22 protein-coding genes are annotated in these 24,829 nt (G+C 70.3%); 4 read left to right on the top strand and 18 right to left on the bottom strand.

The window, feature by feature from the left end; all coding sequences use genetic code 11:
* Window positions 1–13: 13 nt before the first annotated feature.
* From AB0H62_RS24680 to AB0H62_RS24670, 3 genes are all read right to left on the bottom strand, one after another.
* Complete coding sequence (locus tag AB0H62_RS24680; RefSeq protein ID WP_255638704.1) at window positions 14–448, bottom strand: hypothetical protein; 435 nt, start codon at window positions 446–448, stop codon at window positions 14–16.
* A 109-nt stretch (window positions 449–557) separates the two neighbouring features.
* A complete protein-coding gene (locus AB0H62_RS24675; RefSeq protein ID WP_266118319.1) occupies window positions 558–2,177 on the bottom strand; it encodes an ABC-F family ATP-binding cassette domain-containing protein in 1,620 nt (539 codons plus the stop codon).
* Window positions 2,178–2,482: 305 nt separating this feature from the next.
* Window positions 2,483–3,970: an alkaline phosphatase family protein gene (locus AB0H62_RS24670; protein WP_220246719.1), complete on the bottom strand. Its 1,488-nt coding sequence runs from the start codon at window positions 3,968–3,970 to the stop codon at window positions 2,483–2,485.
* A gap of 227 nt (window positions 3,971–4,197) precedes the next feature.
* Between AB0H62_RS24670 and AB0H62_RS24665 the strand changes: the two genes are divergently transcribed.
* On the top strand, window positions 4,198–4,554 hold the full coding sequence (locus AB0H62_RS24665; RefSeq protein ID WP_360588401.1) for a hypothetical protein: 357 nt from the start codon (window positions 4,198–4,200) through the stop codon (window positions 4,552–4,554).
* 186 nt (window positions 4,555–4,740) lie between these two features.
* Here the strand turns inward: AB0H62_RS24665 and AB0H62_RS24660 are convergent, their stop codons facing one another.
* The 5 genes from AB0H62_RS24660 to AB0H62_RS24640 are packed head-to-tail and all read right to left on the bottom strand — an operon-like array spanning window position 4,741 to window position 10,237.
* On the bottom strand, window positions 4,741–5,718 hold the full coding sequence (locus AB0H62_RS24660) for a hypothetical protein (protein WP_360588399.1): 978 nt from the start codon (window positions 5,716–5,718) through the stop codon (window positions 4,741–4,743).
* 42 nt (window positions 5,719–5,760) lie between these two features.
* The gene (locus AB0H62_RS24655; RefSeq protein ID WP_220246716.1) at window positions 5,761–7,059 is read right to left on the bottom strand and encodes an aldehyde dehydrogenase family protein; all 1,299 of its coding nucleotides are present in this window, start codon (window positions 7,057–7,059) and stop codon (window positions 5,761–5,763) included.
* A gap of 2 nt (window positions 7,060–7,061) precedes the next feature.
* Window positions 7,062–8,576, bottom strand: a complete 1,515-nt coding sequence (locus tag AB0H62_RS24650; protein ID WP_360588397.1) for a CoA transferase — start codon at window positions 8,574–8,576, stop codon at window positions 7,062–7,064.
* Window positions 8,573–9,493: a 3-hydroxyacyl-CoA dehydrogenase NAD-binding domain-containing protein gene (locus AB0H62_RS24645; RefSeq protein ID WP_360588395.1), complete on the bottom strand. Its 921-nt coding sequence runs from the start codon at window positions 9,491–9,493 to the stop codon at window positions 8,573–8,575. The genes AB0H62_RS24650 and AB0H62_RS24645 overlap by 4 nt, the downstream gene beginning before the upstream one ends.
* 9 nt (window positions 9,494–9,502) lie before the next feature.
* Window positions 9,503–10,237, bottom strand: a complete 735-nt coding sequence (locus AB0H62_RS24640; RefSeq protein WP_220246713.1) for an acetoacetate decarboxylase — start codon at window positions 10,235–10,237, stop codon at window positions 9,503–9,505.
* 83 nt (window positions 10,238–10,320) lie between these two features.
* Here AB0H62_RS24640 and AB0H62_RS24635 point away from each other — a divergent pair, with 83 nt between their 5' ends.
* The gene (locus tag AB0H62_RS24635) at window positions 10,321–11,091 is read left to right on the top strand and encodes a class I SAM-dependent methyltransferase (RefSeq protein WP_220246712.1); all 771 of its coding nucleotides are present in this window, start codon (window positions 10,321–10,323) and stop codon (window positions 11,089–11,091) included.
* Here the strand turns inward: AB0H62_RS24635 and AB0H62_RS24630 are convergent.
* The 6 genes from AB0H62_RS24630 to AB0H62_RS24605 form a co-directional block, all read right to left on the bottom strand.
* Window positions 11,066–11,791 carry an alpha/beta hydrolase gene (locus AB0H62_RS24630; protein ID WP_360588392.1) on the bottom strand — a complete coding sequence of 242 codons (726 nt, stop codon included), beginning with the start codon at window positions 11,789–11,791 and terminating at the stop codon, window positions 11,066–11,068. The two genes, AB0H62_RS24635 and AB0H62_RS24630, sit on opposite strands and share 26 nt — an antisense overlap.
* Window positions 11,792–11,968: 177 nt before the next feature.
* On the bottom strand, window positions 11,969–13,099 hold the full coding sequence (locus AB0H62_RS24625) for a S8 family serine peptidase (RefSeq protein WP_360588390.1): 1,131 nt from the start codon (window positions 13,097–13,099) through the stop codon (window positions 11,969–11,971).
* A gap of 14 nt (window positions 13,100–13,113) precedes the next feature.
* Entirely contained in the window at window positions 13,114–15,261 is a 2,148-nt protein-coding gene (locus tag AB0H62_RS24620; RefSeq protein WP_360588388.1) for a hypothetical protein, read from the bottom strand.
* A gap of 96 nt (window positions 15,262–15,357) precedes the next feature.
* Complete coding sequence (locus AB0H62_RS24615) at window positions 15,358–16,812, bottom strand: NAD(P)/FAD-dependent oxidoreductase (protein ID WP_220246708.1); 1,455 nt, start codon at window positions 16,810–16,812, stop codon at window positions 15,358–15,360.
* On the bottom strand, window positions 16,802–18,268 hold the full coding sequence (locus AB0H62_RS24610; protein WP_360588386.1) for an AMP-binding protein: 1,467 nt from the start codon (window positions 18,266–18,268) through the stop codon (window positions 16,802–16,804). Before AB0H62_RS24610 ends, AB0H62_RS24615 begins: the two co-directional genes overlap by 11 nt.
* Window positions 18,269–18,320: 52 nt before the next feature.
* Window positions 18,321–19,064, bottom strand: coding sequence for an SDR family oxidoreductase (locus tag AB0H62_RS24605; protein ID WP_220246706.1), 744 nt, complete (start codon window positions 19,062–19,064; stop codon window positions 18,321–18,323).
* Window positions 19,065–19,191: 127 nt separating this feature from the next.
* Between AB0H62_RS24605 and AB0H62_RS24600 the strand changes: the two genes are divergently transcribed.
* Window positions 19,192–19,788 carry a TetR/AcrR family transcriptional regulator gene (locus tag AB0H62_RS24600; protein ID WP_360588384.1) on the top strand — a complete coding sequence of 199 codons (597 nt, stop codon included), beginning with the start codon at window positions 19,192–19,194 and terminating at the stop codon, window positions 19,786–19,788.
* A gap of 54 nt (window positions 19,789–19,842) precedes the next feature.
* Here AB0H62_RS24600 and AB0H62_RS24595 read toward each other — a convergent pair whose 3' ends face one another.
* Window positions 19,843–20,532 (bottom strand): alpha/beta hydrolase, encoded by a 690-nt coding sequence (locus AB0H62_RS24595; protein WP_255638793.1) that lies wholly within the window; start codon window positions 20,530–20,532, stop codon window positions 19,843–19,845.
* A 401-nt stretch (window positions 20,533–20,933) separates the two neighbouring features.
* Here AB0H62_RS24595 and AB0H62_RS24590 point away from each other — a divergent pair, with 401 nt between their 5' ends.
* Window positions 20,934–22,508 (top strand): hypothetical protein, encoded by a 1,575-nt coding sequence (locus AB0H62_RS24590; RefSeq protein ID WP_360588382.1) that lies wholly within the window; start codon window positions 20,934–20,936, stop codon window positions 22,506–22,508.
* A gap of 13 nt (window positions 22,509–22,521) precedes the next feature.
* Here the strand turns inward: AB0H62_RS24590 and AB0H62_RS24585 are convergent, their stop codons facing one another.
* The 3 genes from AB0H62_RS24585 to AB0H62_RS24575 all read right to left on the bottom strand — a co-directional run bounded on the left by AB0H62_RS24585 (window position 22,522) and on the right by AB0H62_RS24575 (window position 24,555).
* Window positions 22,522–23,190: a response regulator transcription factor gene (locus AB0H62_RS24585; protein WP_220246703.1), complete on the bottom strand. Its 669-nt coding sequence runs from the start codon at window positions 23,188–23,190 to the stop codon at window positions 22,522–22,524.
* On the bottom strand, window positions 23,187–23,819 hold the full coding sequence (locus AB0H62_RS24580; RefSeq protein WP_220246702.1) for a HAMP domain-containing sensor histidine kinase: 633 nt from the start codon (window positions 23,817–23,819) through the stop codon (window positions 23,187–23,189). The genes AB0H62_RS24585 and AB0H62_RS24580 overlap by 4 nt, the downstream gene beginning before the upstream one ends.
* Before the next feature lie 103 nt (window positions 23,820–23,922).
* Window positions 23,923–24,555 (bottom strand): hypothetical protein, encoded by a 633-nt coding sequence (locus AB0H62_RS24575; protein ID WP_360588379.1) that lies wholly within the window; start codon window positions 24,553–24,555, stop codon window positions 23,923–23,925.
* Between the last annotated feature and the right edge of the window lie 274 nt (window positions 24,556–24,829).

The raw sequence follows: 24,829 nt of genomic DNA, 5'->3' as shown, positions 1-24,829 counted from the left end.
ACCGGGATCCTGGTCAGGCCCGCGCGAACAACGAGCGGACGTGCCGCCCGTTGGCGATCAGCACGACACCCAGCAGCAGCAGCGCGCACACGCCTTGCTCGGCTCGCAGCCACACCGGGAACGCGCCGGGCAGCGCCGCGATGACGACCAGCGCCACCAGCATGATCGCGGTGACCAACCGCAGCCGCAGGTAGGCGCGGCGCGAGCCCTTGCTCGTCCGGAGGGTGAAGGACAACGTGAGCAGGGCGCTGGCCACCACGATGACCGTGCGCACCCACACGGCGTCAGTGACCATCGTGGCGTTGTTCCGCAGCAGGACCACCGCTCCGACGGTGAGCACGCTGAGCGTGAGGTAGGCGATGACGAGCGCTCTCGTGGTGCGGAAGGCCGAGAGGCTGCGCGGGTGGTTGAGGCTTTCGTGGGACACGGCGGCGGAGCTGGCGTTCATGACTGTCCTTTCCGGACGGTGTGGAGTTCTCCCCTTGTTCTCCACCCATGCTGGGCGAGTGCGCCGGCCCACAGCAGTGAGCCGGCGCATGAACCGCCCATGACATTTGTCAGAAATCCGACGGCGGCCCCGTTTCCGTCAGCTTGCCCTCGGCGAGCGTGAGCCAGCGGCTGATGCCCAGCTCGGCGAGGAAGCGGTCGTCGTGGCTCACGACCACGAACGCGCCCTGGTATGCGTTGAGCGCGCCGGTGAGCTGCTCCACGCTCGCGAGGTCGAGGTTGTTCGTGGGCTCGTCGAGCAGGAGCAGCTGCGGCGCCGGCTCCGCGCACAGCACGCACACCAGCGTCGCCCGTAGCCGTTCGCCACCCGAGAGCACCCGGACCGGCAGGTGCGCCCGCGGCCCGCGGAACAGGAAGCGCGCGAGCAGGTTCATCAGGTCGGCCTCGGGCAGCTGAGGCGCGGCCGCCCGCAGGTTCTCCGCCACGGTGCGGTCGTCGTCGAGCAGGTCCAGACGCTGCGAGAGGTACGCGACGCGGCCGTCGGCCCTGGTCAGCAGCCCGCTGTCGGGTTCGAGCAGGCCCGCGGCGAGCCGCATCAATGTCGACTTGCCGACTCCGTTGGCGCCGATCAACGCGATCCGTTCCGGCCCGCGGATCGCCAGCGTCGCACCTTCGCCGGCGAACAGCTCCCGCACGTGCAGGCGCTCGCCGTGGAACACCGTGCGCCCGGCGGGCACGGCGGTGTCGGGCAGCTCCAGCACGATCGTGTCGTCTTCGCGCGCGGCGCGGTCGGCCTCGTCGAGCCGGGCTTTGGCGGCGCCGAGCCGTTGCGAGTGCATGTCGTTGGCCTTGCCGGCCGACGATTCCGCGCGGCGCTTGATGTTGCCGAGCGCGATGCGCGGGATGTCGGAGCCGGTGCGGGCGCCGGTGGACGCCCGCCGCGCCGCGCGTTCGCGGGCCTGCTGAAGCTCGCGTTTCTCGCGCTTGACCTCCTGTTCGGCGGTGCGCACGTTCTTCTCCGCGACCTCGCGCGCGGCTTTCTTCGCGGCCTCGTACTCGGTGAAGCTGCCGCCGAACAGCCGCAGCGAACCGTGGTCCAGCTCCGCGATCCGGTCCATGCGGTCGAGCAGGTCGCGGTCGTGGCTGACCAGCAGCAGCGTGCCCTTCCAGTCGCCGAGCACGGTGTGCAGGCGGCGCCGGGAGTCGCGGTCGAGGTTGTTGGTGGGCTCGTCGAGCAGCAGCACGTCGGGCTGTTTCAGCAGCTGCGCGGCCAGGCCGAGCGACACGATCTGGCCGCCGCTGAGCGTGTCGAGCCGGCGGTCGAGCGCGACGTCGCCGAGCCCGAGCCGGTCCAGCTCCGCGCGGGCGCGTTCTTCGATGTCCCAGTCGCTGCCGACTTTCGCGAAGTGCTCCTCGCCCGCGTCACCACCTTCGATGGCCGCGAGCGCGCGCACGATCGGCTCGATCTCCAGCACCTCGGCCACGGTCGGTTCGCCGGCGAGCGGCAACGTCTGCGGCAGGTAGCCGAGCACACCGTCGGTGGTCACCGAACCGGCGAGCGGGTGGAGCTCGCCGGCGATGAGCTTGAGCAGGGTGCTCTTGCCGGCGCCGTTGGGCGCGACGAGACCGGTGCGACCCGGCCCGAGCGTGAAGGACAGGTCTTCGAAGACGGGGGTGCCGTCGGTCCAGGAAAAGGACAGGCCGGAACAGACGACGGAGGACTTGGACATGGCAGGACTCTCAGGGTGGAGCGGGCGTGCGTGAGCCGCCCGGAGAACGACAGGGCAGGGTTTCAGGAAACGACAAGATGCGGTGTCGCTGTGGTTGCAAAAAGCACCGAGCGCACCGCTGTCGTCGCCGGATTCACCCGGAGATGTCGTCCTCAGCCACCATTTCGGTGGTCAACTCCCTGATCCTTCGCGTTCACGATCACCACGACCTTATCAGCCACGCCTGTCCACGCGCCGCTCAAATTCGGTCGCCGGTGCCGCCACCCGTCCGTCGCGAATGGACGGACGGGTGACGAACGCCGAGGTCAGGAGGTCTTCGGCCGGTGGCCGGGCTCCTGGTGGGGGAAGCTCTGCTGCGTGGTCGGGATGGGCGGCAGCTTGAACTGGCTGACCTCGTACTGCGCGAGGTTGTACTGGCCCGTGGTGTCGGGCAGCGTCGGCGCGTGCTTGGTGGCGTCGTGGAAGCGGAACGCCGAGGTGAGGTCGCCCACACTGCGGCGCCGCCAGTCGGTGATGTTCGGCTCGCGCACGCCGGTCACCTGCTCCAGCAGCCGCAGCTGCGACGTGTGGTCGGAGGTCTCCGAGCACACCCAGCCGCCGACGGTCCACGGCGACACGATGATGCACGGCACGCGGAAGCCGAGACCGGTGGGCAGGCCGGCGCCGTCGACGCCGGTCACCGACTTCTTGAACACGAACTCACCCGGGGTGCCGGGCTTCGGGGTCGGCGGCACGACGTGGTCGAACAGGCCGTCGTTCTCGTCGTAGGACAGGATGAACGCCGTCTTGGCCCACACGTCGGGGTTGGCCGCGATGGCGTCGATCTTGCCGGCGACGAAGGTCGCGCCGGCGGCGGGCAGGCCGGCCGGGTGCTCGTCGAAGCCCGAGGGCGGCAGGATCCAGCTCACGGTGGGCAGCTGGTCGTGGGCCGCGTCGTACTCGAACTGGCCGAGCGGCTGCGGGTTCATGCCCTTCTCGAACAGGTCGTCGCCCGGCTTCGCGTTGAAGTACTGGGCGATGTGCGCGAGCGAGGCGAGCCCGGTCGTCCCGCCCGGCGAGTGGTAGATCTTCCAGCTCACGCCGGCCTCGGTGAGGCGCTCGGGGTAGGTCTTGAACGAGTACGCGCCGTTGGGCGCGCTCGTGGTGAGCGAGGGGCCACCGAAGTCGCCCGCGGCGTCGATCGTGCCCGCCATCCACATGTGGCGGTTCGGGCCCGTGGGGCCGAGCACCGAGCAGTGGTAGGAGTCGAGGATCGTGAACGCGTCGGCCAGCGCGTACTGGAACGGGATGTCCTCACGGGTGAAGTAACCCATGGTGTACTGGCCGTTGGTCTCGCCGTCGGCGGCGCGGTGGGCGGGCAGCCACTGGTCGTTCTTGCCACCGTTCCAAGCCGCGTGCTGCACGGCCCACTCGTGGCTCGTCGACGGGATCGCCTGCGCGGCGGTCGACTTCGTGTCCAGGTGGTACGGCAGCAGGTAACCCTTGGGGTTCTTCGCGTCCTTCTGGTAGAAGACCGAGCTGCCGTCCGACTGGCGCGCCGCGTGGGGGTCGCCGAAGCCGCGGACGCCGGACAGCGTGCCGTAGTAGTGATCGAAGCTGCGGTTCTCCTGCATCAGCATGACGACGTGCTTGAGGTCGGAGATCCGGCCGTTCTTCGGCGCGGGCGAAGCGATCGCCTTGCGGACGTTCGCCGGCAACGCCATCGCGGCGGCGGCGAGACCGCCCGCGGCGGCCGCTGAACCCAGGAGGCGTCTGCGCGTGAAACCGTTGCCCTGGTCGGTGTTCTCGGTCATCGAGGTCCTTTCGGGGTGGGAGCCACGGGGAACACTCGTCTGCCGCGGTGAGCCGTTCGCCCAGGAGTTGATGAGCAGTGGCTGAACTTCGGCCGAACTCGCCGTGGCGTAGTGACGTGCGCAACTCGATTTCCGGACGAAGCGGCGGAACCGGACGTAGGATGCGTCCACTGTGGAGTGTCATTTTTCCCGTCAGCGGAACGGCCGGCGGTTGCTAGGGTGCCGGTGTGAATCGCACGATCGCGGTGAACTACCCCGCGCCGATCCCGGTGGGCCACGTCGTCGAGGTGACCGAGTTCGCCGACACTCGCCAGGAGAAGAAGCGCCGCGGGTTCGACATGAGCGAGGCCTTCCGGCACCCGGTGCTGTTCGACCGCACCACCGGGATCCGGTACATGAACCACGTCCACGCGTCCACGGGCGGCAACGGCGGGAACACGTTCACCCCCGTGCTCTACCCGGTGGTCCCCCGATCGGACCTCGCCGTGTCGGCCGTCTGGCTGGGCACCGTGGTGGCGTGCGCGCTCGTGATGAACGAGGGCTTGAACGGGCAACACACCACTTTGGTGCTCGCGCCGGCCTGACGGCTCAGTTCGCCGGGTCGACCGGCACCGGCCAGCGGCTCGCGCCGAGCTCCCGGGTCGGCGTGCGGGGTGAACGCGAGCACGGCCTTGCCCACGGCTCATGTCGGCAAGTGCGCCCGGGGCTGTGATCGCGCGGGCGCACTCGCCGTTGCGCTGGTCCTGGAGGTGAAGCTCCCTTGTGGAGGGTCAGGGCATAGCCGGGGCCTGGCGTGGGCCCATGGCCGCGCCGGCGAGGACCAGGAGGCCGCCGACCAGGAGAAGGATCGGGCCGAGGCCCAGGGAGGAGAAGTTGCCCCAGTAGAGGATGGCGATGCCGGCGGCGTGGAAGATCAGCATGACGGCCGCGCGGCCGCTGAAGACCGTGCGGTACCACCAGAAGCCGGCGCGGGTGAGTTCGCGGCTGCGGATGCCGCTCAGCAGGAACGCCGAGCGTTTGGCCCGGAGTGCGCCGAGTGTCCAGGGCAGCACCGACCCGGCTGTCGCGGCGGTGATGATGAAGGCGAGGAACTGCACGTACGTCGCCGCGAAGCCGGAGGCGGCCGCGTTGTCGCTGGCGGCCTTGACGAGGTCGAGGAAGGACATCGTCACCGACTGGGTGCCGTTGGTGAAGGTGATCCACGAAACACCGAAGAGGGCGACGAGTTCCAGCACCACACCGAGCACCGCCGGGATCGCGCCGAGGCCGGGCAGGGTCAGCGGGCCGGCTGCTGAGCCCGGCTGCGGCGGGAAGCCCTGTGGCGGCTGGGAGAACTGCTGCTGCGGGGCGCCCCACTGGTGCGGCTGGCCGTGCTGCGGGAGGGGTTGCTGGTAACCGGGCTGCGGGTGGCCGGCCTGGCCCGGCTGACCCTGCTGCGGATAGCCCGACGGAGCCGGTTGCCCTTGCTGCTGCGGATATCCCGGCTGACCAGGCTGACCTTGCGGCTGCGCGTAACCCGGTTGTCCCGCCGGCTGCGGGTAACCCGGTTGGGCCTGCTGCTGCGGATAACCCGGCTGCGGCTGGCCCGCCTGGCCGAAACCCTGCTGCGCCTGGCCGGCCTCGGGGAATCCCGGCTGCGACTGACCCTGCTCCGTAAAGCCCGGCTGACCCGGCGCGGGATACCCCGCCGGATACCCCTGCTGACCTTGCGGATAACCCTGCGGTTGCTGACCCCCTGGGTGGCTCATGATCCAGGATCGTAGCCGCCCCCGGGGGATTCCACCGAGTCCTCAGGACAGTGGCTTGTCGAGCACCGCCTTGAGGTTGCTGAACGTGTCGATGGAGTACTTCCCGTGGTAGCGCCCCATCCCGCTCTCGCCGACGCCGCCGAACGGGAGTTCGGGCGCGACGAGGTGCAGCACCGGCATGCCGAACGTCACCGCGCCCGAGGAGGTTTCGGTGAGGATGCGCTGTTTGACCTCTTCGGACCCGGTGAACGCGTACAGCGCCAACGGTTTGTCGCGGCCCGTGATGAATGCGATGGCGTCGTCCAAAGACGACACGGGCAGCACCGGCAGGATCGGCCCGAAGATCTCCTCGCCCATCACGGGTGCGTCCGGCGCGACCTCGGCGAGCACGGTCGGTGCGATGAACTTGGCGTCGCGGTCGGTCTGGCCGCCGGTGACCACGCGGCCACTGGTCAGGAGGTGAGACAGGCGATCGAAGTGCCGGGTGTTCACGATACGCCCGTAGTCGGGGCTCGAAGCCGCGTCGTCGCCGAACTTCGCCTGCAGCGCCTCAGTCAGCAGCGGTTCGAGGCGGGCCGCGGTGTCGCCGATGGCGAGCACGTAGTCGGGCGCGACGCACGTCTGGCCGGCGTTCATGAACTTCGTGTCCACGATCCGCTGCGCCACCACCTGAAGATCGACGTCCGTGTCCACGATCACCGGGCTCTTGCCGCCCAGCTCCAGCGCCACGGGCGTGAGGTGCTTCGCCGCGGCCGTCATCACGATCCGCCCGACGACGCCGTTGCCCGTGTAGAAGATGTGGTCGAAGTGCTGCTCCAGCAGCTCCGTCGTCTCCGGGATGGCGCCCTCCACCACGGCCACGGCCTCGGGGTCGAGGTACGCCGGCACGTGGCGCGCGATGGCGGCCGACACCGTCGGCGAAAGCTCGCTCGGCTTCACGACGGCGGCGTTGCCCGCGGCCAGCACCCCCACCAGCGGCGCCAGGGCGAGGTGCAGCGGGTAGTTCCACGGCCCGATGATCAGCGCGACACCCAGCGGCTCGCGCACCACGCGGCCCTCGGCGGGCAGCAAGCGTTCCGGCAAGCCCGCGGGCTGCGGCGCGAGCCACTCGTCGAGGTGCTCGAGGGTGTCGTCGACCTCGTTGACGATGAACATCAGCTCGGTGCGGCGCGCCTCGGTGGCGTTCTTCGCGAGGTCGGTGTGCAAGGCGGCGAGGAAGTCGTCCTCCTGCTCCAGCAGCATGCGCTTCAACGCGCCGAGCTGCTCGCGCCGCCAGGACAGCGGCTTGGTGCGGCCGGCGGCGAACGACTTGCGCAGGCGGGAAACGAGGTCCGGGATCATGATCACGACAGTAGCCCGGCCGGCCGCGGCAGCCACTCGGCGCGCCCGGACCCGCGCGGCACGAGGATCGTCGAGAACTCACCCGGCGTCTCCGACATCCGCACCTGGTCGGTCACGCCCTGGTAGAGCCCCAGCGGCGTCTCGGCCGTGAACGTCTCCGGGTCGACGTACGCGTGCTGTTCACCGGTGCCCGCGACCGTGCGCGCGTACTCCTTGTCGAACACGCCCAGGCTGATGATCCACAACGCGATGCGCGTCAGCGAGATGTGCACGCGGTAGCTGCCGCCTTCGGTCGCCCGGCGCATCAACGCCGCGCAGATCCCAGTGGTGGCAAGCCAGGGCACGAGGTAGTCGTTGACCACGCCGATGTGCGGCAGCGCGGGCTGGTCCGGCGAGCCCTCCAGCGTCATCATCCCGGCGACGCACCCCGCCGTCTGGTCGAAGCCCACGCGCTGCGCCCACGGCCCACGTTCGCCGTGCAGCGACACGGTGGTGTGGATGATCCCGGGTCGCAGCTGCGCGGCACGCTGGGCGGACAACCCGAGCCCGGCGACGAGACCCGGCCGGCGGTTGGCGTAGAACACATCCGCGCCCCGCACCAGCTCGTGGACCTTCGCCAGCGCCGTCTTGTCCCGCAGGTAGTCCACTGTGGCCGATCGGACGCCGACGTTCGCCGTCGAGTACGTCACCGGGTTTTCCCACTCGGTCGGGCGCCAGAGGTTCAGCGCGTCGGCTCCGTGCTGCGCCAGCGCACGGCCGATGGCGGCGCCGGCGATCACGTGTCCCATCCCGAGCGCGCGAACGCCGTCGAGCGGCTGGCGAGCACCCTCGGGCAGCGGCTCCGGATCGGAATCGCCGATCTTCTCGATCTCGATGAGCGGCAGGCCGGCCAGCACGTCGCGGTATTGGCTGGTCTCGAGGAACTCCTCCGTGCTGCGCACCATCGGCATCACGAGCCCCGCGTCGGCGCCGGCCTCCTCCAGGTCGAGCGCGCTCCAGCGGGCGACGGCGTTGGCCACGGCGGTCTCGTCGTCGTAGGTGCGAAGAAGCTTGAGCGCGGCGGACTTCAGCTTGGGGTAGATGTTGAGCGGCATCACCCAGCGGCCGTCGCCGGCGCGGTAGAACTTGAGCGTGAACGGGCTGCCCGGGTCGGCCGTGTTGGTGGGCGGCAGGCCGTTGATCAGCTCCCACTTCTTGTCGTAGAACGGGCACAGCCGGTGCGGCGCCGTGCGCACGTCCATGCTGATGTCCTGCCCCGGCCCACCGCGGTGGCGCCACAACGCGGACAGCGCCACGGACTTGGCGACGAGCCCGATCGCCGGCGCCGCGCCCAGCCGCACCGCGCTCGGCACGATCGGGTCTGCACCGAGGAACTCGACAGAGCCACCACAGTCCTTTTCGGACAAGCCAGCGTCGGCGAGCACTTCGGCCAGCGCGGCGTGGATGTCGAACCGGTCGTCCGCTTCGAAACGAATGGGGTTGGCGAGCGCTTCGCGGATCCGGTCGGTGACGGTCATCGCTGCTCCTGTCCCGGTGTGGTCCCCAGCGCCCTCATCACGGCGATCTGCTTCTCGTCGCGAGCCTTGGCCAGCTCGTCGATCGTGCCGCCGAAGTCCTCCGACTGGGCACTCAGCAGCGCGACGGTCGGTTCGTCGAGGTCCGGCGTACCCAGCTGGCCCCAGCGTTTCCGCAGGCCCGGGCCCAGGTGTTCGAGGAAGTGCGGCAGCCCGCCGGCCCCGCCCCCGAGGTGGAAGCTCAGGAACGGCCCGCTCACCGCCCACCGCTGCCCGAGCGAGGACGTGACCACTTCGTCAAGCTGCTGCTCTGTCACCACACCCTCGGCGACGAGGTGCACGCACTCGCGGAAGATCGCGGCCTGCAGCCGGTTCGCGACGAACCCGGGCACCTCCTTCGCCAGCACAATCGGCTTCTTGCCCAGGCTTTCGTAGAACGCGACGGCCCGCGCCACGTTCTCCGCCGACGTCTTCTCCCCCGCCACGACCTCCACCAGCGGAATCAGGTGCGGCGGGTTGAACGGGTGCCCCACCACAAGCCGTTCCGGCTGCTTCATAGCCGTGGCGATGTCGGTCGCGGGAATGCCCGACGTGGATGTGAGCAGCAACGCGTGCGCCGGAGCGTGGGCCTCGATGGTGCTGAAGATCCGATGCTTCAGGTCGAGCCGTTCGGGGCCGTTCTCCTGCACCACGTCCGCCTCGGCAACGGCCGTCGCCAGGTCCGGCTCGAAGCTCACCGCCAAGTCACGACCGGGCAAGCCGAGCTCCCGCAACGCCGGCTCCAGCTCCGCCAGCCCGGCGCGCACGGTGTCCTCGATGCCCGGCGCCGGGTCGCTGACCGTCACGTCGAGGCCGCGCGAGGCCATCAGCCCGGCCCACGACACGCCGATGACGCCGCCGCCGACGATGGTCGCCTTCATGGTTTCCCCTCAAGCCAGGTAGTCGTGCACGACCGCGAGCCGGCCGAGTGTGAGGTCGGTCAGAAGGTGGCGAGCCGACACGATCTCCAGCACCGGCAGGTCGGCCAGCGGCGCCAGCGCGTGGGCCACGAGGTGCAGCCGCGCCGGGCCGGTCCACGCGCCCTTGATCGTGACGTCGCTGATCCGGCTGCGCGCGAGCTCGCAGATGCGCGGACGGCCGTCGTAGCCGGGCACGATCTTGAGCATGAACGTCGGCGCGGTCAGCTCTGCCCGAGCCTGGGCTTCGTCGAGCGCGCGGTGCTTGTAGCCCATCGTGGCCAGCGCGACCTGGATCGAGCCGTAGTCGAGCGTGCCCACGAGCGTGTCGGAATCCGTGTACAGCCTGGGTTTGCCGAGCTTCTTCGGGTACGCGGCGACCTCGCGGCCGCTCGCGATGGCGGGCAGGCTGTCCACGTACATGCCCAGGGTGAACTCACCGACCTCGTCGCCGTGGCGCACCATCGCGACCTGGCCGGACTCCGTGTAGTCGCCGAGGCCGGTCACGTCGGGCATTCGCATCACCTCGAACCGCACCAGCGGCTCGTCCACGACCAGTGGTTCCGGGACGAGCGCCCGCAGCGCCGCGGGATCCGTCCGGTAGGTGATGTTCAGGTATTCGCGGTCGGTGAACCGGTAGGGCCCGCGCGGGAACGCCGGCGCGGCCAGGGGCGTGGTGAGCTGGGCGAGGACCTCGTCCTCACGCATGAGCGACTTCCCGCAAGATCACGAACCGCAATCTACCTGCGACTTTCCGCTGCCGCATCTCGGTGACGAGGCATGATGGCGCCATGGCCAGGCCATCCTTCGACTACGACGCCGAGCTGCGCCGCTATCAGCCGTGGCTGCGCGAGGCCGTCGCCGTGGGTCCCGGCGACACCGTGCTCGACATCGGGTGCGGTGCCGGGACGACGACGTGTGAAGCCGCGCGCCTCGCGGTCCGCGGAAGTGCGCTCGGCGTGGACGTTTCCCCGGCTCGGCTGGAGCCGGCGCGCCGCCTGGCCACTGCCGGGAACGTCACCAATGTGGAGTTTGAGCAGGCCGATGCGCAGACGTACCCGTTCCCGCCCGAGCAGTTCAGCCTCGCCTTCAGCCGCTTCGGCACGATGTTCTTCACCGACCCGGTCGCGGCGTTCACCAACGTCGGACGCGCGATGCGGCCGGGCGCGCGGCTGGTGCAGCTCGTGTGGCAGACCGGGGACCGCCAGGAGTGGGTGTCCGAAATCGGCCGCGCCGTCGGAAACCCCCCGGTGCCGGACGACAGCCCGTTTTCGCTCGGCGACCCCGCGGTGGTCAGCGAGGTGCTGACCACGGCGGGGTTCACCGACCTCCGCCTCACCGACGTGTCCGAACCCCTGTGGTACGGGCCGGATCCCGCCACCGCCGTTTCCGCGGTACTGCCCTTACGCCTGGTCGGTGACGTGCTCGCTCAGCTCGGCGACGACGAGATCGAGCGGGCACTCGGCCGGCTGCGCGAGGTCATGGCCACCCACCAGCGTGCCGACGGTGTGTGGTTGGACTCCCGCGCGTGGCTCGTCACGGCGTGCCGAGGTGCCGGGTGAAGAAGCGGACCGCGCTGGCGGCCTCGAACCGCGGGAGCTGCTTGTGCTTGCCCGCGTTGGCGTGCAACGTCTTCTCCGGCGAGGCGAAGGCATCGAACAGCGCGAGCGCGCCTTCCCGGGGAATGTGCTCGTCGTCCCACTGCATGGCGAACTCGATCGGGATGGTGATCTGCTTCGCCAGGTCGACCAGCGTCGAAGGCCAGAACTGACCCAGGGCCGCGGCCGTGATGCGGGGTTCGACCGCGATCAGCGGCACGCCGATCGCGGTGCCCATGTTGATCCCCCAGTAGCCGACCGGGCCGTGGATCTCCGGCAGTGCCTGCAGGGCGTCGAGTGCCGCCTGCCATTCGGGCACCGCGCGAGCGGCGATGTCGCCGTTGTAGCGCTCGACGATCGGGCCGACGGGCTCGCCCGTCGCCATCGCCTGCTGCATCACGGCGACCTCGCGTTCGTCGGCTTCCGTACGAGGTCGATCGCCGTGACCGGGCGCGTCGAGCACGGCGACGGAGAACCCGGCGGCGATGAGCAGCCCGCCCCGGCCGGTCATGGCCGGGTGCTTCTTGTGATTGCCACCGCCGTGCCCGAGGAGCACGAGCGGGCCGGGGCCCGCCGTGGGGGTCCAGAGAACGCCGGGGACATCGCCGACGGTGAACTCGCGTTCGACGAGACCGTCCGCCGAGGTTTCGGAAGTGAAGTACATGGCATGCCGCCTTTCGGAAGTGCTCATGGCGCTCCCGGCGACACCTACCGCCCGACCACGAAACTGAGGGGGAGCACCCACATCGATCCACAGAACATGGGTCCCACCTCCTCGAGCCGAATCGCGGTCGGAGGCAAGCTACCGGCCCCGGCGTCCGCTGGGCAAGTCGTTTTCGCGCTACAGGCCGGCGAGCCCGTCCGGCGTGCCGACGCCCGTCGGGGCGTCGTAGCCCGCGGTGGCGACGCAGAGGTAGTCACCGCCGCACTTGGCCCCGCCCGAGACCTGGTCGTTGGAGCCGTCGGTGACATCGAAGAAGTGCCCCGCACCGGCGTACACGGTGGCGGCCGTCGTGGTGCCCGCGTGCCCGGCCCGCGCGATCAGACCGGCGACGAACGGTGCCGAGGCGCTCGTGCCGTTCGCCGTCGCCCAGCCACCCGCATCGGTGAAGTAGATCGACAACTGCTCGGCGACCGCCGAGACATCGGCGACCGTCCGGTTGCGACAGTGCGGATCCCGCTGCCATGCCGGTTTCGCGACGTACGCCGAGCAGCCGCTGCCTCCGGAGAGCCACGCCGACTCCGCGAAGGCGCGGTCGGACGAATCGCGGCTCAGCGTCGTGCCACCGACGGCCACCGCGTCCGGCAGCACCGCCGGATAGCTGGCGGCGGTGAACCCGTCGTCACCCGAGGACACGACGGTGGTCACGCCGGGGTGCTGGTAGCTGCTCGCGTAGGAAAGCGAGTACCCGTTCTCCCGCCCGCCGTAGCTGTTGGTCACGATCTTCGCACCCAGTCGCACGGCGGTATCCTCCGTGGCGGCCAGATCCGGGAACAGCGGACTGTCGCCCTCCACCACGAGGATCCGGCACGACGGGCACGCCGCCGAAACCATCGACACGTCCAGTGTGGACTCCAGATTCCAACCAAAGCTCTGGCCGGGCAAGGGCGCCGCGTCGCCGCGCTGGTTCACCTTGTGGAAGCAGCCGGTGTCCGAAGTGCACAGTGGCAGCCCGTATTGGGCGCGGTAGGTGTTGAGGTCCTGCTCGAGGGTCGGCGAGTCGTAGGCGATGGAGATCGCCACGAGGTCACCTGGCCCCGGTTCGGCGGGCAGGCGGTAGGCGGCGGCGAGGTCGGTCGCACCCCAGCCGTCCGGGGCAACGGCCGTGGCGTAGCTGGTGAGGCAGCGCGCCATGGTCGGCCCGACGGCTCCGCAAGCCGCTCGGGGAGCGGTCGCGGCACCCGCCGTGCCGGTGACGGCGGTGAACGCCGCCCCGACGATCACCGCGGCAGTGAAGACTTTACTGAACACAGTGGACACTCCCCTCAGAAGTTCACGCGGTAGGCGGCGGTGATCGTCTCGGCGACGGTGCTGCCACCGGCGTCGGCGGCGGTGACACGCAGGGCCACGGCCATTCCCCGGAAATCGTCGGGGACCACGGAGTAGGCCGCGTGGAACGTGCCGTCCGCGCCCGGCGTGACGGTGGCGTCCTGCCACGTCGCCCCGCCGTCGGTGGAGAACTGCACCGTCGCCGCGGAGACCGCACTCACAGCGGACGTCTGCACGTGGGCGAAGGTGACGTCGAGCGACTGCGGACCGGAGGCCGTGGAACCGTCGAGGCCGAGGCCGCCGATGTCGTAGCCCGGCATGAGCAGGGGTTCTGCCTGGCACAACGCGCCGGGGTCGGCCCCGCGCACCACTGAGCATTGCAGCGGCGCCGGCAGGGCAGCGCCCTCGACGTGCTGCGAGCGCCACGTCCACTCGGTGTGGGCCGCGGTCGACAAGGAGAACATCGGCCCGCTGCGCGCGGCGTCCACGGTGAGCCCGAGCGTCGCCGGCTCGGGGCTCACAGCCTGCGTGAACTGGACGTCGTCACCCGGCACGCCCTGCGCCACGATCGTGCCGTCCTGCGTCAGCGTGTAGTGACCGGACACGGTGTCGTTCGGCCCACCGCGCAATCCGCCGCTGTGACCGGGCTGGTTGTCGGACAACGGGATGAGGCTGATCGAAACGTCGTCGCCGGCGCGCACCGCACCCGGAGCCACGTGGGTGGAGCCCTTGATCGGCGTCCCGACCGCGACGGCCTCGGCGGTGTGCAGCGGGAACTTGCCGTAGCCCTCCGTCGCGGTCTGGCCGCCGCGGTAGACCTCGCCGGTCATGAACTGACCGCCGACCCAGCTGCCGGGCTGGCTCACGAACTTGGCCGTCCCGCCGAACCACAGCAGGTCGGGAGCGGCGGAAACGTACTCGATCTGGTGCCGCGGCAGGTCGATCGGCACGCCGGGCCGGCCGCCGCCGTCCTCGAAAGCGAACAGGCCGCTGCGCTGCACGCGGCCGATCGACTCCTGTTCGGCGTAGTAGGAGGTGTCGAGCGTGGCGAGGTCGGCGCTGGTCACGGTGTAGCGCTGCTTCGGGATGGAGCCGATGCTCGCCTTCTGCAGCCAGTACTCGTACGGCGTGCCGGAGCTGGGCGGCGACACGAGCCGCGCGTAGGGGTAGGTCTGCAGCGCACCGGTCTGCACGGGCTTCGCCACCGGCGAGATCCACAGGGGCACGCCAGGCCCGGCGTCGTAGTCGAGGCTGAAGGCGGGGCCGGTCTTCGCGGCGCGGCGGACGAGGAAGCCGTTGTCGTCGAGCAGCGCCGGGCGCGGCGTGACCCAGGTGACCTTGCTCGACGCCTTCGCGGCGTCCATGCGCACGGTCTTGTCGCCCTTCACGGCGAACTCGGGGTCCACCACCTCACGCACCCCGGAGACCGTGCCGTCGGCCGCGGTGGTGAAGAAAACACTGATGGCGCTGTAGTTCCCGGCCGGCACGCTGTATTTGGCGGTGCCGTCGTAGAAGTAGTTGACCGATTCGTTGCTGTCGAGCAAGGTCGAGTCGTCGGTGTTCGTGAGGAACGCGACCCCGGTGTCGGACGGCGTGCCATCCGCCTCGTTCGCCGCGAACGTCAGGGTGTTCAGCACTGTGCGCGGCTGTTTCTTCGCCGGCGCCGAAGTGCCGTAGGTCGCGCCGCCGGCGAACAGGCCACGACCGCCGAAAGTGCCGCGGGCGCGGTCCGCTGTGTACTGCTTCGCCAGCTGCGCGCCGAAGTTCTGCGCGGCCGCGCGGTCGAACGTGCGCGTCGGCGTGGTCACGTGGTCGCTCGCGGCTTTGTCGACGTCGAACAGACCGAGGTCCAAGCCGTTGCCCAGGTAAGGCACCGCGGTGGCGGGGATCTCGTAGTTGCGCCCGCCGAGGCCGAGGTGCACCAACGATCTAGCCGGGCCCTTGGCTGCGGCCGGGGCCACGTCGTACGTCTCGCGCCCGCCGCCGACGTCGTGCACTGTGACGACATCGCCCGTGATGAGCAACGCCGTTCTGTCGTGCGGCTGATCTGCTTGCTGTTGTGCCACTTGCGGCGCTGCGGCCGCGACCCCTGCCCCTGTCGCGACGAGCGCCACGACCCCCAGCACGGTCAAAGGTTTACGCACACACACCTCCAGTAGGGAACGGATCACCCGCTACCTACGTGAAGGATCCGGCGGAGGTTCCACCGCCGTTCCGAATTGCTCCGTTCGGCCCAACGATCAGGTCACCGCGTAGTCCGACGCGCGGAAGCGCCGGGTCCGCCGCCAGAACTCCACGGTCCCCGCCGGCCACAGCACGGTGTTGCGGCCGGACTTCGGGTCCTGGTACCAGCTGCGGCACCCGCCCGTCTGCCAGACGGTGGCGGCCATCCGCGAGTCGAGCCAGTCGTTGAACGCGTCCTGCACCTCGGCTCGCACCTCGAACGCCTTGGCGCGGCGCAGCCGGCGCAGCGCGGCGACCACATAGGACGCTTGCGCCTCGATCATGAACACCTGGGAGTTGTGGCCCAGCCCCGTGTTCGGGCCGACCATGAGGAACAGGTTGGGGAACCCGGCGACGGTCGTGCCGAGGTAGGCCTCGTTGCCCTTGCTCCACGCGTCGGCGAGCGTGCGGCCGTCGCGGCCTTCGACCTCGAACCGGATAGTCTGCTGCGTGTCGAACCCCGTGCCGTAGATGATCACGTCGGCGGGCACCGCCACACCGTCGGCGCCGACCACCGCGTCCGGCCGCACGGACGCGACCCCGCCGGAGCGGACGTCGACGTGCGGCTTCGTCAGCGCCGGGTACCACGTGCTGGAGATGAGCAGCCGTTTGCAGCCGATGGTGTAGTCGGGTGTGAGCCGCGCGCGCAGGTCCTCGTCGGGCACCTGCTTGCGCAGCAAGCGCTTCGCGAGGCCGGCCGTCTGCTCCATCGCGGCCGGGTCGGCGACGAACCCGACCGCGCGGCGTTCGTGGATCCAGTACAGCCGGTCGCGCACGTACCAGCGGAACGGCGGGAACCAGCGCGCCCAGAACTTGTGCCGGGCGTCGAAGGCGCGGTCGGCCTTCGGCACGATCCACGGCGGCGTCCGCTGGAAAACCGTGAGCGCGGCAACCTGGTCGACGATCGCCGGCACGAACTGGATCGCGCTCGCTCCCGTGCCGATCACCGCCACGCGCTTGCCCGTCAGGTCCACGTCGTGGCGCCACTGCGCGGAGTGGAACACCGCGCCGCGGAAAGACTCCACGCCCGGCAGTTCCGGGTACGCCGGGTGGTGCAGCGGACCGACGGCCGACACGACGAACCGCGCGCGGTAGGTCTCCCCCGTCGCCGTGGTCACGTCCCACCGCCCGGCGGCCTCGTCCCACGCGGCGCGCGTGACGCGTTGCCCGAAGCGCAGCCGGTCGAGCAGCCCGCGCCGGCGCGCGACGTCGTGCAGGTACTCCAGGATCTCCGGCTGACCGGCGAACAACCGGCTCCAGTCGGGTTTCTGCGCGAACGAGTACGAGTACAGCGGCGACGGGATGTCGCAGCCACAGCCGGGATAGGTGTTGTCGCGCCAGGTGCCGCCGAGGTCGTCGGCCGCTTCGAGGACGCGGAACGAGCGGAACCCGGCCTTGTCCAGCCGCGCCGCGATGCCGAGGCCGCTGAAGCCCGCGCCGATCACGACGACGTCGACGGATTCAGCCGGCATCCGAGAGCTCCCGCTTGAGGACCTTGCCGGACGGGTTGCGCGGCAGCTCGGTGACGAACCGCCACTCCACGGGCACCTTGAAGTCGGCCAGCAGCTTCACCGCGTGCTCGCGCAGGCTTTCCTCGCTCGGCGTCCGCCCGGGCCGCGGCACGACCACTGCCCGCACGCGCTCGTCGAAGATCGGGTCGGGCACACCGACCACGGCGACCTCGGCCACGTCGGGGTGCTGCGCGAGCGCACTCTCCACCTCGAGGCTGTAGATGTTCTCGCCGCCGCGGATGATCATGTCCTTGAGCCGGTCGAGCACGCGGACGAACCCGTCGCCGTCGATCGAGCCGACGTCACCCGTGTGCAGCCAACCGTCCACAAAGGTCGACGCGGTGGCCTCCGGGTTGCCCCAGTACCCGGCGGCCACCACGGGTCCGCGCACGCACAGCTCGCCGACGGTGTCGCGCAGGTCGCGCGGCGGCTCGCCCGGCAGGGCGATCGCGACCTCGACGCCCTCGACAACCGGGCCGACGCTCCACGCGTGGCTCAGGTACTCCGCGCCGGCGGTGAACGTGACGATCGACGTGCCTTCCGTGAGGCCCCAGACGTTGCCCAGCACCAGATCCGGCAGCTGCTCCTTCACCAACGCGGGGAACGACTCCGGCACCGGCGAGCCGCCCATCACGAACAGCCGCAGCGACGACAGGTCCGCGCCCGCGTCTTCCGCCTTCAGCAGGATCAGCCGCAGCATGGCGGCGACGCCCGCGAAGAACGTGATGCGCTCGGACGCCATGAGCGCCACCGTGGTCTCCGCCTTGAACGCGGGCGTGAACACGCAGCACGCGCCGTTGGCGAGGAAGCCGATGAACTGCGACACGATCGCGGTGGCGTGGAACATCGGCGCGGCCACGAGCGTGCGTTCGCCGGGGCCGGCGCCGAGGCGCTCGCGCACGGTGCCGGCGTTGAACATCAGGTTGGCGTGCGTCTGCATCGCGCCTTTGGGGCGGCCGGTGGTGCCGGACGTGTAGAGCAGGTGCGCGACATCGCCCGGTTCACTCCGCTGACCCGGTTGCACGGCGGGGTCGACGGTTTCGCCGGTGTCGGCCGTGAGCACGGCCGAGTCGACGGCGCCGGGCAGGTCGCGGTCGGTGATCACGAGTTTCGCGCCGGAATCGGTGAGCACGTGCTCGATCTCGGGCTGGGCGAAGCGCGTATTCACGAGCACGCCGATGGCGCCGGCGAGCTGCACGCCGAAGTAGCTCACGGCGTACTGCCAGCCGTTGGGCAGCAGGATCGCGACGCGGTCGCCAGGCTCCACGCCGAGCTCGCGCAGCCGCGTGGCGACCACGGCGGAGCGGCGCACCATGTCGGCGTGGGAGATGCGGGTCTCGCCGTCGACGAGGGCTTCGGCCGGGCCGTGTCTTCCGGCGACGTCGAGCAGCATGGCGGGCAGGGTTCTGGCGGGCACGGGGATCTCCTGGGTGCTCAGCGGTACTGGATGCTCAGCGGTGACGGGGTGCTCAGCGGTAGAAGCCGCCGCGGGTGAGCCCGGAGCCGCCGTCGAGGCGAAGCGCCTGGCCCGTGGTGTAGCCCGCGGCCGGGGACAGCAGGTAGAGGACCGAGCCGACGACTTCGCCCAGCGTCGCGACGCGGCCCATCGGCACGCCGGCGAGCAGCCGCTCACGAGCCGATTCGGGCATCGCGAGCACCTTGGGCGTCGCGAAGAGACCGGGTTCGACAGCGTTCACGCGCACGCCGTCGCCGCCCCACTCCGCGGCGAGCGAGCGCGTCAGGCCGAGCACGCCGGCCTTGGCCGCCGCGTATGCCGCCTGGCCCGGCAGGCCGTCTTCCGCCGCGACGGAGGAGAGGAACACGATCGCGCCGGCGGATTCCTTCAACGCCGGATAGGCCGCGCGGGCGAGGACGAACTGCGCGACGAGGTTGGCGTCCACATCGGACCGGAAGGCGTCGAGCGGGAACCTGCTCGCGCGGTGGACGGTGTCGACGATCCCGGCGGCGCCGATCACGGCGTCGAGGCCGCCGAGCCGTTCGACGGCTTCGGCGACGGCCTGCGCGGCGGCGGTTTCGTCGGTGAGGTCGGCGACGAGGTGCTCGGGTTCGGCGGCAACGCGGTCTATGCCGACCACGCGGGCGTCGACCTGCGTCAACGCGGCGACGAGCGCCCGGCCGAGACCGCCTGCGGCGCCGGTGACCACCACGCGGCTGCCCGGCCGCGGCAGGGGCGACCAGTCGTGTTCGGTCATGAGATCCTTGTCCCCGTGTCGATCGATTGATCGACACCAAGGCTAACCAGGTGGAGTTCGCCTCGTCAACGTGTCGATCGTACGATCGCCACGTTCACACCCCCACCTCTAAACCGGAAGGAGGGCCGTGGCCAGGAAGAAGTCGCTCGACGAGGGGCCCGATCTCCGGGTCCTGATCCTCGAACGCGCGAGTGAGCTGTTTCACGAGCGCGGCTACAGCGCCACGTCGATCCGCGACCTGGCCGACGCGGTGGGCATCTCGTCCTCGACGATGTACCACCACTTCACGAACAAACAGGAAGTGCTGCACGCGATCGTTTCGCGGTTCATGACCGACTTCGTGGACGCGACCGTGCCCGTGCTGCGCGACGAGTCCCTTTCGCCCGGCGAACGCGTGCGGCGGGTCGTGCGTCTGCACCTCGAACTGAGCGACGACCGGCGCCCGGAGCTACTGGTAGGCAACCCCATCCGGTACGCGCTCGACCCCGCCCAGCAGGCCGAGGGGATCAAGCTGCAGACCGCGTACCACGACGCTTTCCACGATGTCCTTGCCGAGGGCGTCGCCGCCGGCGAGTTCCGGATCGAGGACGTCACCGTGACCACGATGGCGCTGCTCGACATGCTCAACGGCGTGCGCGAGTGGTTCGCCCCCGCCGGCCGGCTGACGCGTGACGTGATCGTGGCGCAGTACACCGCGCTGGTCGAGCGGCTGATCGGACGATGAAAACAGCCCCGGCCGATGCGGCCGGGGCTGTGTTTTCAGGTTTTCAGCTATGAGTCACTTGGTGGTCGCGTTCGCGGCACTCACGATGATGTCGGTGACCTTGTCGGGGCGCGAGACCAGCACGGCGTGCGAGGCACCCGGCACGACGACGGTGTGGGCGTGGGCGCGCTCGGCCATCCACTTCTGCGCGGCCGGCGGGATGTTCTTGTCACCGGTCGGGATCAGGTCCCACACCGGGATGTTCTTCCACGCGGGCGCACCCGACGGCTCGCTCAGCGCGGACGCGGCGACCGGGCGCTGACCGGCGGCCATCTGGCGGGCCTGCGACAGCGGGACGTCGGCGGCGAACTGGTTCGGGAAGAGGTCCTGCTTCACGTAGAGGTCGGTCTCCCCGCCGGGGAGGGTGACCTGCTGCAGCGTGTCGCCGAGCGTGCTGCCCGGGAACTTGTTGGTCAGGTCGAGCGCGGACTCGCCCTGGTCCGGGATGAAGCCCGCGATGTAGACGAGCGCCTGCACCTTGGGGTCGTTCAGCGCGGCGCTGGTGATCACCGAGCCGCCGTAGGAGTGCCCGACCAGCACGACCGGTCCGTCGACGCTGTCGACCAGGGCCTTGATGTAGGCGCCGTCGGACGCGACCCCGCGCAGCGGGTTGGCGGCGGCGACCACCTTGTAGCCGCGCTGCTCGAGCCGCGTGACCTCGCCGTTCCAGCTCGACGTGTCGGCGAACGCCCCGTGCACCAGCACGATCGTCGGCTTCGCCTTCGCCGGTGCGTGGTGGTCGGCCTGCTGCGGCGCCGCAGACGACGGCACCGCCACGAACACGGCGGCCGCGGCCAACGCTGCGGTCGCGGCGGCGATCCGGGCCAGGCGAGTACGTGTGCGCATCTCTTGCTCCTCGGGAAGTTCGGGCTTCGCTTGTCCTGAACACTACAACTTAATTGTGTGCAATCAAGTTGTGCGCAGTGCGTGAAAGATCATCGTAAGAATCGGAATATCGAAGCCGCCGGCTGACGACGGGGGCTGCGCACGGATCCGGACGGGTGAGACGAGCCCGACACGGGGGCCCATCGTGGGACCATTCGGGCAACTCGGCTAAAGTTGCCGCTCCGTCGGGGTCTCAGGTTCGTCCAGCCACGGGGTTCGTCATGACCATCACGTCCACATCCGAAGCAACCGGCAGCGTCGAAGCCGCCAGACCGCGCCGCCGCGCCCTGGTGTTCACCGGCCTCGGGCTGCTCGTGCTGTTCCTCGCCGGCGCCTGGTCGGCGTGGTTCTTCACCATCGACGACGCGTTCATCAGCTTCCGCTACGCCGCCAACCTCGCCGCCGGCCACGGCCCGGTGTGGAACGTGACCGGCCCGCGCGTGGAGGGCTTCACCGACTTCTCCTGGGTGCTGTGGTCGGGGCTCGGTTCGTGGCTGGGGCTCGCGTTGCCGCTGTTCACGAAGGTGACGTCGCTGGTCTTCGGCGTGCTCACGCTGCTGATGCTGGTGACGACCGGCCACCGCCGGGGCGGCCTCGCCGGCGCGCTCGTGGCGGGCGGCGCGTATGTGGTCTTCCTGCCGACGTACTTCCACATCACGAGCGGCCTCGAAACGGCCGTGTTCGCGGCCGTGCTCCTGCGCGCGGTGGTGCTGGGCCTGCGCGCGCTCGACGGTGAGCGCGTGCACCCGTGGGAACCGCCGTTGCTGCTGCTCGTGCTCGGCACGCTGCGGCCGGACGGCGTGCTGGCCGCGCTGCCGACCGTAGCCGTCTGGCTGTGGACGACGCGACGCAGCCGGGCGACGTGGTGGTGGACGGCGGGCGCGGCCGTGGTCGGCGCCGGGTATTTCGGGTGGCGCTGGCAGTACTACGGGCAACTCCTGCCGAACACCTTTTACGTCAAGTTCGGCGACCTCGCGTCCGGGCGGATGTGGACGGAGCACACGTTCTGGCTCCTACTCCCCCTGCTCGTGCTGACGCTGTCGCTCCTGCTGCGCCGCGCCACCCGCGCGACGGGCGGACTACTGGTGGCCACCGTCGTGCTGACGTACGTGACCTACGCCGTGTCCGGGCCGACCATGGACTACCTCGACCGCTTCGCGGACCACGGCGTGCCCGTGCTGTGCCTGGGCGCGGGTCTCGGTGCGGCCGCGCTGGGCGGGCGGTGGCTGACGGCGCTGACCGGGGTCGTCGCCGTGGGCTGGTCGGCCGTGGCCGGCGCGACGGCACCCGACCTGGGCACGATCGCGAACTACGGACCCGACCTGCAGCGCGCGCACGTGGCGATCGGCAAGGGCCTCGGCGCGGCCGACGTGCCGGAGCACCAGCGCACTCTGGCCGTCGGCGACGCCGGCGCCATCCCGTACTACAGCGGCTGGCAGGCCATCGACTACATCGGCCTCAACGACGCGCAGATCTCCCGCGGCGCGGATCCGACCGAGGTCATCCTGAAGGCGCGCCCGACCGTCTTGATCATCACGTCGGGCGCGCCGCAGATCCCCGAATCCCGTTACGGGGTGCGCAACCGGGAGGTCATCGCCGGGTACCAGGAAGTCGCCGCCGTGCGGATGCGCGCCGACTACTTCCAGACCGTGTGGGTGCTGCCCGAGTGGGCCGACACGGTGCGCGACCACGTGAACGCCGCCGTCGCCGAGGCCGCGCCGTCGAACGACCCCGGGCGGTACGAGCTCACCGTCGACCGGTGGCTCGACCGGCTCCGGAGCCAGCTGCTCGGCTGAGTCCACAAAGGACTTACCCGAGCCGCGCCTCGAACCCGGAAGTCACCGACGCGGCCGGCACCAGCGCGTGCCGCACCGCCAGCGCCGCGGCCTCCAGCCGCGAGTGGACCCCGAGTTTCACCAGTACCCCCTGCACGTGGCTGCGCACCGTCGCCGTGGACACGCCAAGGCGGCGCGCCATCGTCTCCGTCGTGTTGCCGTCGATGAGCATCGCGAGGCACTGGCGTTCGCGGCCGGTGAGGAAGCGTTCGCGCAGGTCGACCTCGCGCGAGCGGTCCGCGGTGGGCGCGGAGGTGCGCACGGGGACGTCGACGAGGGTTTCACCGGCGATCACGCGGTCGATGGCGTTGATGAGGTGTTCCACGCCGCACGTCTTGTGCACGTAGCCGGCCGCGCCGGAGCGGAGGGCGTCGGCGACCGCGCCGTTGCCGGGGCTGGCGGTGAGCATGATGACCTTGGTGCCCGGGCTCGCCGCGAGCGTCGCCGCGACGCCGTCTTCCACGGGACCGGTCCCGAAGTTGCGGTCGAGCAGGCAGACGTCCGGGCGTGTTTCGCGCACGGTCTCCACCACGTCCGCGAGCGTGAGGGCGGTGCCCACCACCCGCATCCCGTGCCGTTCCAGCAGCCCGGCCAATGCTTCGAGAAAGACCTTATGGTCGTCACCCAGGACGATGCTCGTCATTCGTGCTCCCCTTCACTCAGGTGGCTGGGGAAGACGATCCGCACGCACGTGCCCTCCGGTTCACCCGGACCGACCAGGGCCTGCGCACCCGACGCCTCGGCGAGGTGCGCGACCGTGACCAGGCCGAGCGACGCCGTACCCGGCGGGATGCGCCCGAACCCGGGCCCGTCGTCCGTGATCGACACGGTGACCGGCGAGTTCGCCGTGAGCTCCACGCGTACATGACCGTCGGGCCCCGCGGCGCGTACCGCGTTGCCCAGCACGTTGGCGAGGATCCGCCACAGCACCGTGCCGTCCACGCGGACGGCAGCGGCCGCTCCGTCCGCGAGCACCACCGAAGGCTCACTGACCCGATCGGCCAGCTTCACCAGCTGCGCCAGCAACGGCCGCAGCGGCACGATCTCCTCGTGCGTCTCGGCTGCCAGCGCGTGGGAGACCAGAGTGCGCAACCGCGAAACCTGCTCACCGATCAGCTCCACGCCGGCCACGTCCTTGAGCTCCGACTCGACCAGGTAGGCCAACGTCGTGATCTCGTGGCCGAGATCGTGCAACACTCCCCACAGAGCTTGAACGGTCCGATCCTCGCTGCGGCGCCCGGTGGCCGCCCGGCGTTCCGGCACGGTTTCCATGGCTTTTTCCCTCGCCTTTACCTTTTCCCCGACCGAAGGGAGTCGTCCGCGATCTTGGGGACGTTACTGGCGCATAACCCAAGCGTCGGCGAATAGGCGGGGATCAGCTCTCGTGCGTGACACCGCTCGTGGTGACGATGATCTTCCAGGGCCCCGGCGGCACCGCGGAGTCGTCGACGAACTGCCAGTCGATCCGATCGTTCTCCCCATCGAGCTCGGCGAATCCGAGGCATCCGTTCAACGCAGGTGAGACGTCCATTCCGGCTCCGTTGAAACGATCATTCGCCGGCCGGGCATCGTCGGTGCCGAACACGTACTTCGCATCGTCGTACTGACCTGGGCCCGCGTCCTGGATCTGTCCGTAACAGACCTTGCCCGCATGCCGGATGCGTACCCAGCGATTTTTCAGAAGACTGAAGCCAGGGTCGAAAACCCGTGCGGAATAGCGTTCGTCAGATGCCCACGGAACCACGGCGGCGCGTTGGCGATTTGCCACCTCGTCTCCCACATCGTCGAAAGGGACGTCGAGGTAGAACGGATTCTCCCGCGGTGTCATGCGCGTGGGAAAGAATCCGTTGGCCACCGTGCGCGGTTCGGTCTCGCAGTTCCCGCGCGTGACCACTCCGTCGCAGCCGCCGAAGTGGTCGAGCCACCGGTCGTCGTAGGCGGACTCCACTTGGCTGCCGTCCTCGGCGTTCGGGTCGAAGATCTCGCCGACCCAGAACGTCGTCGCCACGATGTTCGTGTGCCAGGGGTAGGCCGAGGGCGCCGAAGGCGGCACGACCGGTGCGGCCGAGGGCGGGTTCGCCGGCGCGCCCGCCCCAGGGGAGTGGACGGGCGCGCCGGTGCAGGACGCGGTGGTCAGTACGGCCGCCAGACCCCACACCGCGAACCTGATCCGGGTCGGGGGGGGGGGGCCCGGGCGGGGCCCCCCGGCGGGCCGGGGCCCGGCGGTGCCGGGGCGCCAGCCACAGCAGCAACCGCCCCCGCCGGGAGGAGGGGAAAGGGAG

The sequence above is a fragment of the Amycolatopsis sp. NPDC050768 genome, from assembly GCF_040654155.1.
Classification (GTDB): domain Bacteria; phylum Actinomycetota; class Actinomycetes; order Mycobacteriales; family Pseudonocardiaceae; genus Amycolatopsis.
Note: the sequence above shows the minus strand (reverse complement) of the source record. Positions and strands in the feature narration are given on the sequence as shown.